Source organism: Streptomyces sp. NPDC001549, from assembly GCF_042894025.1.
Classification (GTDB): Bacteria; Actinomycetota; Actinomycetes; order Streptomycetales; family Streptomycetaceae; genus Streptomyces; species Streptomyces kutzneri.
On the sequence record NZ_JBIAVJ010000026.1, the window covers coordinates 61,493 to 75,983 of the forward strand.

General features: G+C 69.0%; 10 protein-coding genes. 2 read left to right on the forward strand and 8 right to left on the reverse strand.

Annotated elements, in window-relative coordinates; genetic code table 11:
* Positions 1-496 precede the first annotated feature (496 nt).
* The 8 genes from ACFY04_RS33305 to kdpF (ACFY04_RS33340) all read right to left on the reverse strand — a co-directional run bounded on the left by ACFY04_RS33305 (position 497) and on the right by kdpF (ACFY04_RS33340) (position 9,615).
* Positions 497-3,040: an ATP-binding protein gene (locus ACFY04_RS33305; protein WP_389122603.1), complete on the reverse strand. Its 2,544-nt coding sequence runs from the start codon at positions 3,038-3,040 to the stop codon at positions 497-499.
* A 58-nt stretch (positions 3,041-3,098) separates the two neighbouring features.
* Complete coding sequence (locus ACFY04_RS33310; RefSeq protein WP_389122606.1) at positions 3,099-3,788, reverse strand: response regulator; 690 nt, start codon at positions 3,786-3,788, stop codon at positions 3,099-3,101.
* A 120-nt stretch (positions 3,789-3,908) separates the two neighbouring features.
* Complete coding sequence (locus tag ACFY04_RS33315; protein WP_389122608.1) at positions 3,909-4,625, reverse strand: potassium-transporting ATPase subunit C; 717 nt, start codon at positions 4,623-4,625, stop codon at positions 3,909-3,911.
* A 7-nt stretch (positions 4,626-4,632) separates the two neighbouring features.
* Positions 4,633-6,735, reverse strand: coding sequence for a potassium-transporting ATPase subunit KdpB (kdpB, locus tag ACFY04_RS33320; RefSeq protein ID WP_389122610.1), 2,103 nt, complete (start codon positions 6,733-6,735; stop codon positions 4,633-4,635).
* Entirely contained in the window at positions 6,732-8,396 is a 1,665-nt protein-coding gene (gene kdpA / locus ACFY04_RS33325) for a potassium-transporting ATPase subunit KdpA (protein ID WP_389122612.1), read from the reverse strand. Before kdpA ends, kdpB (ACFY04_RS33320) begins: the two co-directional genes overlap by 4 nt.
* Before the next feature lie 6 nt (positions 8,397-8,402).
* Positions 8,403-8,492: a K(+)-transporting ATPase subunit F gene (gene kdpF / locus ACFY04_RS33330; RefSeq protein WP_033223114.1), complete on the reverse strand. Its 90-nt coding sequence runs from the start codon at positions 8,490-8,492 to the stop codon at positions 8,403-8,405.
* Positions 8,493-8,732: 240 nt separating this feature from the next.
* Positions 8,733-9,491, reverse strand: a complete 759-nt coding sequence (locus ACFY04_RS33335; protein ID WP_389122614.1) for a DUF4118 domain-containing protein — start codon at positions 9,489-9,491, stop codon at positions 8,733-8,735.
* Between the two features lie 34 nt (positions 9,492-9,525).
* Positions 9,526-9,615 carry a K(+)-transporting ATPase subunit F gene (gene kdpF, locus ACFY04_RS33340; RefSeq protein WP_389122616.1) on the reverse strand — a complete coding sequence of 30 codons (90 nt, stop codon included), beginning with the start codon at positions 9,613-9,615 and terminating at the stop codon, positions 9,526-9,528.
* 241 nt (positions 9,616-9,856) lie between these two features.
* Here kdpF (ACFY04_RS33340) and ACFY04_RS33345 point away from each other — a divergent pair, with 241 nt between their 5' ends.
* The gene (locus ACFY04_RS33345; RefSeq protein ID WP_389122617.1) at positions 9,857-11,743 is read left to right on the forward strand and encodes an APC family permease; all 1,887 of its coding nucleotides are present in this window, start codon (positions 9,857-9,859) and stop codon (positions 11,741-11,743) included.
* A gap of 257 nt (positions 11,744-12,000) precedes the next feature.
* A complete protein-coding gene (gene kdpB / locus ACFY04_RS33350; protein WP_389122620.1) occupies positions 12,001-14,151 on the forward strand; it encodes a potassium-transporting ATPase subunit KdpB in 2,151 nt (716 codons plus the stop codon).
* Positions 14,152-14,491: the final 340 nt, after the last annotated feature.

Here is a 14,491-nt window from a genome sequence, read left to right on the forward strand (position 1 = left end):
TGAGCCCATCCCAGCGCATCAGGGATACCGGGGCAAGATCCCGAACGGGACCTTGACGGCCTTCTGATGTATGTCGGGTGACGGTGCGAATCCGGCTTTCGCGCAGGTCATCAGGGGCGCGTCAAAGATCGGCAGCCGGGTGGAAGGAACGCGTCAAGGAGCGTTGTCACCGAGGTCGGCCGGGAGCAGACTGGCGGAGTGACGGAGCCGGTGACGGTCCGGTGGCACGCGGCTGGAGGCCGGTGACCTGAACATCGACCAAGACGCGCACGGTCCGGCCGTGGGGGTACGGGCCGGTGCGACCGCGTGCTGGTCAACCGTCGCACAACACATGAGCCGTCCAGCTCTCGGTGTGGGGATACCGGAGCTGGGCGGCTCGCGTGTTTCGGTCGTCGACGTGTGCACCGGCCGAAGTGGACTCGCGGCCCTTCCCGCGCCGGTTGTGCGTCTGTCGGTCGTCGTGGCTCTCGATTTTCGGGCCCGCCCGCGGGCCGATTCAGGTGACCGCCGAGGTCGGGAGATCCGCGGTGACCGGCGGTGCGTCGCCCGCTATGGGGAGGGTGATGACCATGGTGAGGCCGCCGCCGGGGGTGTCCTCGGCCGTGAGGGTGCCGCCGATGGCCTCGGTGAAGCCGCGGGCTACGGCGAGGCCGAGGCCGACTCCGGCGCCCCGTGGGGCGTCGCCGTGGCGCTGGAAGGGTTCGAAGATCCGGCTCTTGGCCTCGTCAGGGACGCCAGGGCCACGGTCGACGACGCGCAGTTCCACCCGCTCGTGCAGGGCACTCGCCGTGACCTTGACCGGCTGTCCGTCGGGGCTGTACTTGACGGCGTTCTCGACGATGTTGGCGACCGCCCGCTCCAGCAGGCCCCGGTCGACGGCGACCATCGGGAGCGTTTCCGGGATGTCGAGGTCGACACTGTCCTCCGGTACGCCGCCCAGCGCCATCGGGACGACCTCGTCGAGGTCGGTCTCCCGGATGAGGGGGACGACGGTGCCGGTGTTGAGGCGGGACATGTCGAGGAGGTTGCCGATCAGGGCGGCGAGGCGGTCGGCGCCGTCCTCGATGCCTTCGAGGAGTTCGGCCTTGTCCTCCTCGGACCAGTCGACGTCGTCGGAGCGCAAGGAGGTGACGGAGGCCTTGATCCCGGCGAGCGGGGTGCGCAGGTCGTGGCTGACGGCGGCGAGCAGGGCGGTGCGGATGCGGTTGCCCTCGGCGAGTTCCTTGGCCTTGCCCGCCTCGTCGACGAGGCGCTGGCGATCGAGTACGACTGCGGCCTGGGCGGCGAAGGCGCCGAGCACGCGCCGGTCCTCGGCGGGCAGTACCCGGCCGGTGAGGGCGAGCGCCATGTTGTCGCCTATGGGCAGGTCCACGTCCGCGTCTTCGGGCCGGCTGACAGGGCTGGTGCCGACGGACGAGGCGGTGTTCCAGGGATCGACCTCACTGCTTCGTTCGAGGAGGACGACCGACTGCATGGCGAAGGTCTCGCGGAGCCGTTCGAGGAGGGCGTCGAGGGAGTCCTCGCCGCGCAGGACGCTGCCGGCGAGGAAGGAGAGGATCTCGGACTCGGCGCGCAGCCGGGCGGCCTGGTGGGTCCGGCGGGCGGCCAGGTCGACCACGGAGGCCACCGACACGGCGACGCCGACGAAGATCGCGATGGCGACGATGTTCTTCGGGTCGGAGATGGTGAACTCGTGCAGCGGCGGGGTGAAGAAGTAGTTCAGGAGCAGGGATCCGAAGGCCGCCGAGGCCAGGGCGGGCAGCAGGCCTCCCAGGAGGGCCGCCGCCACCGTGAAGGTGAGGAACAGCAGCATGTCGTTGGCGAGCCCGAGGTCGGGAAGGACCTGGTTCAGCAGAACGGTGAGGAGCGCGGGTCCGGCGATACCGGTCAGCCAGCCCCAGATGAGGCGGGACCGGCCGAGACGGGCACCGCGGGCGATCGGCAGGCCGCGGCCCTTGGCGGCCTCGTCGTGCGTGACGATGTGGACGTCGAGGTCGGGTCCGGATTCGCGGGCGACCGTGGCACTCACGCCCGGTCCGAACACGTACTGCCAGGAGCGGCGGCGGCTGACGCCGAGGACGATCTGGGTGGCGTTGCAGCCGCGGGCGAACTCCAGCAGCGCGTCGGGGACGCTCTCGCCTATCACGTGGTGGAACGTGCCGCCCAGATCCTCGACCAGGGTGCGCTGAACGGCCAGCTCCTTGGGCGAGGCCGAGGTCAGTCCGTCGCTGGCTGCGATGTAGACGGCGAGGACCTCGCCGCCGGCCCCCTTCTCGGCGAGGCGCGCGGCGCGTCGGATGAGCTGACGCCCCTCGGGGCCGCCGGTCAGACCGACGACGATGCGTTCGCGGGCCTGCCAGGTGGAGCGGATGTTGTGCTCGCCGCGGTATTCCTGGAGGTACTCGTCCACGCGGTCGGCGACCCACAGGAGCGCGAGCTCACGCAGGGCGGTCAGGTTCCCGGGACGGAAGTAGTTCGAAAGCGCCGCGTCGACCTTGTCCGGCTTGTAGACGTTGCCGTGTGCCATGCGGCGGCGCAGCGCCTGCGGGGACATGTCGACGAGCTCGATCTGGTCGGCGCGCCGGGCCACCTCGTCCGGGACGGTCTCGCGCTGCCGCACCCCGGTGATCGTCTCGACCACATCACCCAGGGATTCGAGGTGCTGGATGTTGACGGTCGAGACGACGTCGATGCCGGCCTGGAGCAGTTCCTCGACGTCCTGCCACCGTTTGGCATTGCGCGAGCCGGGGACGTTGGTGTGGGCGAGCTCGTCGACCAGCGCCACGGCGGGGCGGCGGGCGAGGATCGCGTCCACGTCCATCTCGGTGAAGGTGCTGCCCCGGTACTCGATCTCGCGTCGCTCGATGAGTTCCAGGCCGTGCAGCATCACCTCGGTCCGCGGCCGGTTGTGGTGTTCGACGAAGCCGACGACGCAGTCGGTGCCCCGCTCGATCCGGCGGTGCGCCTCGGAGAGCATCGCGTACGTCTTGCCGACGCCCGGTGCCGCGCCGAGGTAGATGCGGAGCTTGCCGCGTCCCATGTTCCGACTCTTCTTCTCTGCTGACGACGGGGGTCCGTGCCGTGGATCGGGCGGGTGATCAAGGTTCGAAGCGGTAGCCCATGCCGGGTTCGGTGATCAGGTACCGCGGATGCGAAGGATCCGCTTCCAGTTTGCGCCGTAGCTGGGCCATGTAGACGCGCAGGTAATTGGTGTTCTCGCCGTAGGTCGGGCCCCAGACCTCCAGCAGAAGCCGACTTTGGGTGATCAGCCGGCCCGGGTGGGTGATGAGGATTTCCAGCAGGTGCCACTCGGTCGGGGTGAGCCGTACGGTGCGCTCGCCACGGCGAACCTTCTTCGCGACCAGATCGACGGTGAACCCGTCGGTCGTGACCACGGTGACTTCGTCGGCCTGCGAAGCCGTGGGCGCTTCATGTCTCCGCGCCGCCGCCCGCAGCCGTGCCAGGAGTTCGTCCATGCTGAACGGTTTCGTCACGTAGTCGTCAGCGCCGGCGTCCAGGGCCCGGATCTTGTCCTCGGAGGTGTGGCGGGCGGAGAGGACCAGGATGGGGACCTTGCTCCAGCCGCGGACGGCCTTGATGACGTCGATGCCGTCCATGTCCGGGAGGCCGAGGTCCAGCACTATGACGTCCGGCTTGCGTGCGGCCGCGAGCCGCAGGGCCGAGCCGCCGTCGGAGGCCTCTTCGACCTCGAACTTGCGCGCCTGGAGGTTGATCTTCAGCGCGCGGACGAGCTGAGGGTCGTCCTCCACCACCAGCACCCGGGTCATCGGTGTGCAGCCTTTCCTTCGTAACGGGCACGGTGAGAGCCGGCGGGGGCGGGGCCCCGCCCAGCGGCAGCTGGGGGAGACTCCGCGCCCTGCCGGCTCCCGGTCCGTGCGATGTGGAGCTCAGCTCTTGGAGAGCGACTTCAGGGCGATGTTCAGCTCCAGGACATTGACGCGGGGCTCACCCATGAAGCCGAGCGTGCGGCCCTCTGTGTGGTCCTCGACCAGCTTCTCGACCTGCTTGACGTCGAGTTTGTTCTGCTCGGCGACGCGGTGGACCTGGAGCTTGGCGTATTCCGGGGAGATGTTCGGGTCGAGGCCGGAGCCGGAGGAGGTGACGGCATCGGCCGGGACGTCCTCGGGCTCGACCTGGTGGCCCGTCGTGGAGTTGTCGGCGATGACGGCTTCCTTGGCGGCGACGACCTGCGCGCAGAGGGTGCCTTCCTCGGCGTCCTTGGTGCACCGGCCGCTCACGGCACCGTTGTCGGCGGACCGGTTGGTGGCTCCGGAGAGGATCAGCGAGTACTGGGTGTTGACGCTGTTGGAGCCGAGGCCGTTGGAGGGGCGCGGCTGGAACCACTTGAGGTCCGGCCTGGCGGCTTCTTCGGCGTCGTTCGGGTCGTTCTTCGGCAGGTTGTAGCTCTGCCCGATGAGGGAGGAGCCGACGACCTGGCCGCTCTGGTCCTTGATCTCGGAGCCGTTGGCCTTGTCGTTGAAGAGGGCCTGGGCGACGCCGGTGACGGCGAGCGGGTAGAGGACCCCGCAGATCACGGTCAGGACGAGCAGGGCTCGCAGGCCCGCGCCGATCAGCCGGACGGTGTTGCCTACTGAGTTGTTCATTGTCGTCTCAGCCGATTCCGGGGATGAGGGAGATGAGCAGGTCGATGAGCTTGATGCCGATGAACGGGGCGATCAGACCACCCACGCCGTACAGCCCGATGTTGCGGCGGAGCATCTTGTCGGCGCTGGTCGGCCTGTACTGGACGCCCTTCAGGGCGAGCGGCACCAGCGCGATGATGATCAGCGCGTTGAAGATGACCGCGGAGAGGATCGCCGACTCGGGCGAGGCAAGGCCCATGATGTTGAGCTTGTCGAGGCCCGGGTACACCACCGCGAACATGGCCGGGATGATCGCGAAGTACTTCGCGACGTCGTTGGCGATGGAGAAGGTGGTCAGAGCCCCGCGGGTGATGAGGAGCTGCTTGCCGATCTCGACGATCTCGATGAGCTTGGTGGGGTTGGAGTCCAGGTCCACCATGTTCCCGGCCTCCTTGGCGGCCGAGGTACCCGTGTTCATCGCCACGCCGACATCCGCCTGCGCGAGCGCCGGTGCGTCGTTCGTACCGTCACCGGTCATCGCGACGAGCTTGCCGCCCGCCTGCTCCCGCTTGATGAGGGCCATCTTGTCCTCGGGCGTGGCCTCGGCGAGGAAGTCGTCGACACCCGCCTCCTCGGCGATGGCCTTCGCGGTCAGCGGGTTGTCACCCGTGATCATGACGGTCTTGATGCCCATGCGGCGCAGTTCCTCGAACCGCTCGCGCATGCCCTCCTTGACCACGTCCTTGAGGTGGATGACGCCCAGCACGCGAGCGCCCTTCTCGTCCTTGACGGCGACGAGGAGCGGTGTACCGCCGGCCTCCGAGATTTTGTTGGCGAGGGTGTCTGCGTCGTCGGAGACCTGGCCACCCTGTTCCCGGACCCAGGTGATGACGGATCCGGCCGCGCCCTTGCGGGTCTGCTTGCCGTCCACATCCACGCCCGACATACGGGTCTGCGCGGTGAAGGCGATCCACTCGGCCTGGGACAGTTCGCCCTGGTGGCGTTCCCGCAGCCCGTACTTCTCCTTCGCCAGGACCACGATGGAGCGGCCCTCGGGGGTCTCGTCCGCGAGGGAGGACAGCTGGGCGGCGTCGGCCAGTTCCGCCGCCGTGGTGCCCTTGACGGGCACGAACTCGGAGGCCTGGCGGTTGCCGAGGGTGATGGTGCCGGTCTTGTCGAGCAGCAGGGTGGAGACGTCGCCGGCGGCTTCCACCGCACGACCGCTCATCGCGAGGACGTTGCGCTGGACCAGGCGGTCCATGCCCGCGATGCCGATGGCGGACAGCAGGGCGCCGATGGTCGTGGGGATGAGGCAGACCAGCAGGGCCGTCAGCACGATCATCGACTGCTCGGCGCCCGCGTAGATCGCGAACGGCTGCAGGGTCACCACGGCGAGCAGGAAGACGATGGTCAGCGAGGCGAGCAGAATGTTGAGCGCGATCTCGTTGGGTGTCTTCTGCCGGGCGGCGCCCTCGACGAGGGCGATCATGCGGTCGATGAAGGTCTCGCCGGGCTTCGTCGTGATCTTGATGACGATCCGGTCGGAGAGGACCTTGGTGCCGCCGGTGACCGCACTGCGGTCGCCGCCGGACTCCCGGATAACAGGGGCGGACTCACCCGTGATGGCGGACTCGTCCACCGAGGCGACGCCTTCGACGACGTCACCGTCGCCGGGGATGATGTCGCCGGCCTCGCAGACCACCAGGTCACCGATACGGAGCTCAGCGCCGGGCACCTGCTCCTCGCCCTTGCCGTCCTTGGTCAGGCGGCGGGCGACGGAGTCGGTCTTGGCCTTGCGCAGCGTGTCTGCCTGGGCCTTGCCACGGCCCTCGGCGACGGCCTCGGCGAGGTTGGCGAAGATCGTGGTCAGCCACAGCCAGGCGGTGATCGCCCAGCCGAACCAGTCCGTCGGGTCCTTGATCGCGAGCACGGTGGTGACCACCGAGCCGATCAGGACGACGAACATGACCGGCGACTTGATCATGATGCGGGGGTCGAGCTTGCGGATCGCGTCGGGGAAGGACTTCAGGAGCTGTTTGGGGTCGAAGAGACCGCCGCCGACCCGCCCGGCCGGCTTGTGGCCTGTCGGGATGTCTTCGTGTGGTGCGCGGGTGGGGGTGATGGTGCTCATGAGGCGAGCCCTTCGGCAAGCGGGCCCAGCGCGAGGGCCGGGAAGTAGGTCAGACCGGTGACGATGAGGATGGTGCCGACAAGCAGCCCCGTGTAGAGGGGCTTGTCGGTGCGGAGCGTGCCTGCCGTCTCCGGTACGGGCTTCTGCTCGGCGAGCGAGCCGGCCAGCGCCAGGACGAACACCATCGGGAGGAAGCGGCCGAGCAGCATGGCGATGCCGATGGTGCTGTTGAACCACTGGGTGTCGGCGTTCAGGCCCGCGAAGGCGGAGCCGTTGTTGTTGGCGCCCGAGGTGTAGGCGTAGAGGATCTCGGAGAAGCCGTGCGCTTCGGAGTTCGTCATCGAGTTCGCCGGGGTGTCCAGCGCCATCGCCGCGGCGGTGAAGCCGAGCACCAGGGCGGGCGTGATGAGGATGTAGCAGGCCGCGAACTTGATCTCGCGGGTGCCGATCTTCTTGCCCAGGTATTCGGGGGTGCGGCCGACCATCAGGCCGGCGATGAAGACGGCGATGATCGCCATGATCAGCATGCCGTAGAGGCCGGAGCCGACGCCGCCGGGCGCGATCTCGCCCAGCTGCATGCCGAGCAGCTGGATGCCGCCGCCCAGACCCGTGTACGAGGAGTGGAAGGAGTTGACCGCGCCGGTCGAGGTCAGCGTGGTCGCGACCGAGAAGATCGCGGACGCGCCCACGCCGAAGCGGGTCTCCTTGCCCTCCATCGCCCCGCCCGAGACGTCGAAGGCCGGGCCGTGGTGGGCGAACTCGGTCCACATCATCAGCGCGGTGAAGCCGATCCAGATGGTGGCCATCGTGGCGAGGATCGCGTAGCCCTGGCGCAGGTTGCCGACCATGCGGCCGAAGGTGCGGGTGAGGGCGAAGGGGATGAGCAGGATCAGGAAGATCTCGAAGAGGTTCGAGAAGGGGGTCGGGTTCTCGAAGGGGTGGGCGGAGTTGGCGTTGAAGTAGCCGCCGCCGTTGGTGCCCAGCTCCTTGATGACCTCCTGGGAGGCGACGGCGCCGCCGTTCCACTGCTGGGTGCCGCCGAGGAACTGGCCGACCTCGTGGATGCCGGCGAAGTTCTGGATGGCGCCGCACGCGACGAGGATGACCGCACCGATCACGGAGATGGGCAGCAGGATGCGGAAGACACCGCGGACCAGGTCGGCCCAGAAGTTGCCCAGCTCACCGGTGCGGGAGCGCGCGAAGCCCCGTACGAGGGCCACGGCGACGGCCATGCCGACCGCGGCGGAGACGAAGTTCTGGACCGCGAGGCCGCCGGTCTGTACGACGTGGCCCATGGCCTGCTCGCCGTAGTACGACTGCCAGTTCGTGTTGGCCACGAAGGAGGCGGCGGTGTTGAAGGCCTGGTCGGGGTCGATCGCGGAGAAGCCGAGCGAGCCGGGCAGGATGCCCTGGGCCCGCTGGAGGCCGTAGAGGAACAGGACCGAGACCGCGGAGAAGGCGAGGACGGCGCGCAGGTAGGCGGGCCAGCGCATCTCGGCGCTCGGATTGGCGCCGATGGCCTTGTAGATCCACTTCTCCGGCTTGTAGTGCTTGTCGGAGGAGTAGACGCGGGCCATGTAGTCGCCCAGCGGGCGGTAGGCCAGCGCGAGCGCGGCGATCAGTGCGAGGAGCTGGAGCACACCAGCGAGAACGGGACTCATCGGTGGCTAGAACCTCTCCGGGTACACAAGGGCGAGGACGAGGTATCCGAGCAGGGAGACGGCCACGACGAGGCCGATGATGTTTTCGGCGTTCACAGCTTGGTCACCCCCCGGGCGATGAGAGCCACCAGCGCGAAGACCGCGACCGTGGTGACGACGAAGGCCAGATCGGCCACCGTGAGCTCCTGGATGAATGAGGAAGGAATTGAATCGGCCAGATGGCCGATGTCGAGATAACCGTGTCTTCATCCCGGCGTTAAGACACCTTGATGGGGTCCATACGGAAGCAGGGGAACTCTTAACGCGGCGCATACGCGAGTGGTCGCGAACCGCCGGTCAGCCCTGGTGGGAGAGGCCGGCCGTGTCCAGCGCGGCACCGGCCTGAGCGGCCAGCGCGACCGCGACCAGGCGGGCCTCCTCGGGAGGCAGGGGACGGTCCGGGAGCGGATCGAGGAGGAAGCGGCCGTAGTAGTGCCCGCCGCCGACGACGCGCAGCTCGGTCTCTCCGTCCGGCCAGTCGGCGTACTCGACGATCCGGCTGCGGCTGCGCAACCACAAGCCACCGTCGTGCTCCAGGCGCGGCCGGTGCCCGAGCAGCCTGCCGTACTCGAAGCGGCAGCCGCGCAGCCCCAGCAGGCCCACGAGCTCCCGGCGCACGTACTCGACCACCGCTTCCGGTGAGGCGCCGTCCTCGACCAGACGGGCGGTTCCCTGGAGGCTCGACAGATGCGAGGCGTCGGTGACCACGACCGTCCGGAGCCGCTGTACCCGAACGGCCAGCTGCGAGACGATCAGGCCGACGACGAGCAGGAGGACAGCCGTCTGGATCTCATCACGGTCGGCGATGGCGAACTGCTGGTAGGGCCTGGTGAGGAAGAAATCGAACCAGGCAGCCGCAGAGAGTGCGGCCAGCGCCCCGGCCGCCCGGGTCCCGAGCGCGGCGACGGCGACCACCGCGACGACCATGATCAGAGCTTCGTTCGTCGCTGAAATGCCCGTGCGGAACGGCACGAGGGCGAGCGCCACGAGGAACGGCACCACGAGGGCGGCGAGCAGAACGGCACGGTCGTGCAGGCAGTGCGAGGATCCGGACATGTGATGCCTCCCGTCCGGACGGGGCGGTCTTGAATCAGAACCTCTCGGGCCTGATCAGGGCGGCCACGAGGTAGCCGAGCAGAGCGACGGCGACGATGAGCCCGACCACGTTTTCCGTGTTCATCAGCGTGTACTCCCTTGACTTCGGCGGACGTTTGTCGCGCCTTTCAAGCGTGCCCCCGGCCGATGAAGGAGCCACGTGCCCTGTTGAGATCTTGACGCACCTCGTACGACTTTGCGGCCCCGGCGTCAGGAGCACGTGAAGAGTGGCGCGGCGGTCATATGGAATCCGCCAAGAGCACTGGTCATTCGGCCACGCCATCCGGACGCTGTCCTCACTTTGCCCAATCGGAGGAACAGCGAAGATGACCATAGACATGGGAAAGACGACCGCGGCCGGGCAGGCACCGGGCACGGAGGAACCTCCTGATACCGGCGTGCGGACGCCTCACGAGGCGGGGGACCGGCACCGGCTGACCGCCCTCCAGGGCCTGGCCGCGCTGTCGCTCGACGCGATGGCCTCCGTGGCGTACGGGCCCGAGTCGATCGTGCTGGTCCTGGCGGCAGCCGGTGCCTACGGCCTCGGGTTCACCCTCCCCGTCACCCTCGCGATCGCAGCTCTGCTCGCCGTGCTGGTGGCCTCGTACCGGCAGGTCATCGCCGCGTTCCCGGACGGTGGCGGTTCGTACGCCGTCGCCAAGAAGCATCTCGGCCGGCGCACGAGTCTGGTGGCCGCGGCCTCGCTGATCCTCGACTACGTCCTGAACGTCGCCGTCTCCATCACCGCCGGTGTCGCCGCGCTGACCTCGGCCTTCCCCGAGCTGTACGGGGAACGGGTGTGGATCTGCCTCGGGGTCCTGCTCCTGGTCACGGCGGTGAACCTGCGCGGGGTCGTGGACTCCGCCAAGGCGTTCCTCGTACCGACCGCGGTGTTCGTCGGGTCGATCCTCACCATGGTCGCGGTCGGTCTCTTCCGCGACGGCCCGGTCAGCACCGCCTCGGCCGCCGGCCACGCCTCCGCGCTCGGCGAAGGGGCCACCGGGGTCGGCGCGCTCCTGCTGCTGAAGGCCTTCGCGGCCGGCTGCTCCGCCCTGACCGGCGTCGAGGCCGTCGCCAACGCCGTGCCCTCCTTCCGCGCCCCCGCCACCCGCCGAGCCCAGCGGACCGAGGTGGCCCTCGGCGCCCTGCTCGGCGTCATGCTGATCGGCCTGTCGGTCCTGATCGGACGCTTCCACCTCCAGCCGGTCGAGGGGGTGACCGTGCTGGCCCAGCTCGCGGACGCCTCCTTCGGCCACAACCTCGCCTTCTACGTGGTCCAGTTCGCGACGATGGTGCTGCTCGCGCTGGCCGCGAACACCTCCTTCGGCGGGCTTCCCGTGCTGATGAGCCTGCTGGCCCGGGACAACTACCTGCCGCACGTCTTCGCCCTCAAGGCGGACCGCCAGGTGCACCGACACGGCGTGGTGTGGCTCGCGCTCGTGTCTGCCGCCCTGCTGGTGTTCTCCGGCGGCGACACCAACACCCTCGTCCCGCTCTTCGCGATCGGCGTCCTCGTCGGCTTCACGATCTGCCAGGTCGGCATGGTCCGCCACTGGTACGGCGAACGCCCCAGGGGCTGGCAGGCCAAGGCCACGCTCAACGGCTTCGGTGCCCTGCTCACCGGGGTCTCGGCGGTCGTCGTGACCGCCACCAAGTTCACCGAGGGCGCCTGGCTGATCGTGCTCGCCCTGCCGCTGATCGTCCTCGCCTTCGAGAAGATCCAGCGGGCTTACGCCCAGATCGGCTCACGCCTGGAGCTCGGCCGCATCCCTCAGCCGCCCCAGCGCTCCCGCTCGCTGGTCGTCGTGCCCGTGTCGGGGCTGTCCCGACTGACCTGCCAGGCGCTGACCGCGGCCCGCTCGCTCGGCGACGAGGTCCTCGCCGTGACCGTCGCCTACGCGGGTCCGGAGGACCGGAAGGCGGCCGAAGCACTTTGCCGGGACTGGGAGTTGTGGAAGCCCGGCATCGAGCTGATCAAGGTCTCCTCCGACACCCGCTCGCTCGGCCGGCCGGTGTCGGCGTACGTGCGCGAGCTCATGCAGAAACACCCGGATGCCCAGGTGACCGTCCTCATCCCGGAAACGGAACCCGCTCACCTGTGGCAGCGGATGCTGCAGAACCAGCGTGGCTCCGTGGTCGCCCACGCGGTACGCCGCGACACCGACGCCGTCATCTGCCGACTGCGCTTCCGCATCACTGCCGACGGGCGTTGACGGGCTGTTGACGGTGGCTTGACGCGACTCGTGCGCTGCCGTCAAGAAGGCGCCAATTCCCCGGCTCACATGGGAATTGCCGCCGGAACGGGCAGTAGTTTCCTGCCTGTTGCGCCGCCGGGGACCTCGACCACTCACATGACGGCCGAGGGGGTCCATGCGAGACAGTCCCCGGCGGCGACACCCCTCAACCGCATCCGCCGCGTGCCGACCGGCCCGGCAGGGGTGCCCAGCCGAACTCACCAGAAGGTCGCTTCATGCCTCCCGCCGCCGCGCAGCACGTTCCCCCGGGTCTCGGCACACCTCCGCGGACCCCGGTCAACCGGCCGTCCCGGAAACGCTCCGGCCAGGTGAACGTGCTGGAGCCCGAGCTCCTCGCCACCTCGGCCCGGGAGGCCGTCGCCAAGCTCCACCCGCGCGAACTGGTGAAGAAGCCGGTGCTGTTCGTCGTGGCCGTGGGCTCCGTCCTGACGACGCTCTCGGCGCTCATCCACCCGTCCGTCTTCACCTGGGTGATCAGCGTCTGGCTCTGGCTGACGGTTCTGTTCGCCAACCTCGCCGAGGCCGTCGCCGAGGGCCGCGGCCGAGCCCAGGCCGAGTCGCTGCGCAAGGCGCGTACCGACACCGTCGCTCTCCGGCTGAAGCACTGGACGTACGGCACGAACCTGCGCCATGCCGAGACCGAGGTGGTGACCCCGGCCGAGCTCCAGCCCTTCGACTTCGTCCTCGTCGAAGCGGGGGAGCCGGTACCGGCCGACGGGGACGTGGTCGACGGAGCGGCGATGGTGGACGAATCGGCGGTGACCGGTGAATCGGCCCCCGTGCTCCGGGAGTCGGGCGGTGACCGGTCCGGTGTCACGGGCGGTACGACCGTGCTGTCGGACTCGATCGTCGTACGGGTCACCTCGCGCTCCGGGAACAGCTTCATCGACCGGATGATCGCGCTGGTCGAGGGTGCGTCCCGGCAGAAGACCCCGAACGAGATCGCGCTGAACATCCTGCTGGCCGCTTTGACCGTCATCTTCATCCTGATCGTGGTCAGCATCCAGCCGATGGCCGCGTACGCGGGCGCCGCCCAGTCCACGACCGTACTGGTCGCGCTCCTGGTGACCCTCATCCCCACCACGATCGGCGCCCTGCTCTCCGCGATCGGCATCGCCGGCATGGACCGCCTCGTGCAGCGCAACGTCATCGCGTTGAGCGGCCGCGCCGTCGAGGCCGCGGGTGACATCAACACCCTGCTCCTCGACAAGACCGGCACCATCACGCACGGCAACCGCGAGGCCGCCGCCTTCATCCCGCTCCCCGGCATCGACCACACCAAGCTCGCCGACGCCGCCCAGCTGTCCTCCCTCGCCGACGAGACCCCCGAAGGCCGGTCCGTCGTGGCCCTGGCCCAGCGGTACGGGCTCCAGCCGGCCGCCGCCGAGGACCTCAGCAACCCCCGCTTCACCGAGTTCAGCGCCCGCACCCGGATGAGCGGCGTCAACCTGAGCTGGGACAACGGCGCGGGATGCGCCATCCGCAAGGGCGCGGTGACGGAGGTCATGGACTGGGTGGCGATGCGCGGCGGGACCGTACAGGCGGAGGCCGCCGCATGGTCCGCCCAGGTCTCGCAATCCGGCGGGACCCCTCTGCTGGTGGCGGTCCACGACTGGGACGGGCCGCGGGTCCTCGGCATCATCCACCTCAAGGACGTGGTCAAGGAAGGCATCCGGGAGCGCTTCGCGGAGCTGCGGAGCATGGGGATCCGTACGGTCATGGTGACCGGCGACAACGAGCTGACGGCCCGCGCCATCGCCGCGGAGGCGGGGGTGGACGAGTACCTCGCCCAGGCGACGCCCGAGGACAAGCTCGCGCTGATCAAGCGGGAGCAAGCCGGCGGCAAGCTGGTCGCCATGACCGGTGACGGTACGAACGACGCCCCCGCCCTCGCGCAGGCCGACGTCGGCGTGGCGATGAACACCGGCACCTCGGCCGCCAAGGAGGCCGGGAACATGGTGGACCTCGACTCCAACCCCACGAAGCTCATCGAGATCGTCGAGATCGGCAAGCAGCTCCTCATCACCCGGGGTGCGCTCACCACCTTCTCCATCACCAACGACGTCGCGAAGTACTTCGCGATCATCCCGGCGATGTTCACCGCGGCCTACCCGGGACTCGAAGCACTCAACATCATGGGCCTGAGCAGCCCCACCTCTGCGATCACCTCGGCGATCATCTTCAACGCGCTGATCATCGTGGCCCTCATCCCGCTCGCCCTGCGCGGTGTCCGCTACCGGCCCGCCTCCGCGCACGACCTGCTGCGCCGCAACCTCGGTGTCTACGGCCTCGGCGGGCTGATCCTGCCCTTCGTAGGCATCAAGCTCATCGACCTGGTGGTGTCCACCATTCCCGGCCTCGGCTGACCTCGGGTAAACGGCTCGTCAGGGGAACGCGAGGCTCCTGTCCCACGAGCCATCGCAGCCTCCGCTTCCCGCAGGGCTCTTCCCACCCCCGGACCACGGCCCTCCAGGCCGGCCGGCGTTGATCCACACTCCGCCGGTTCCCCGCGGGGGCGGCCTCCGTCCGGGCCGCCCCCGCTCCTCGTCCTTGACCACCGGACGTTCGCTACTCCACAGGTGGCGATGTCCGCGTTAAGGACGCGTCAGGATTGCCTCAGCCGCAGGCATATGAGATCAATCTGCGTACGCTTGCTCCGCCGTCGGTGTCGATGGCTGATTCTTTGCCGTACGACAGGAGCTCCCC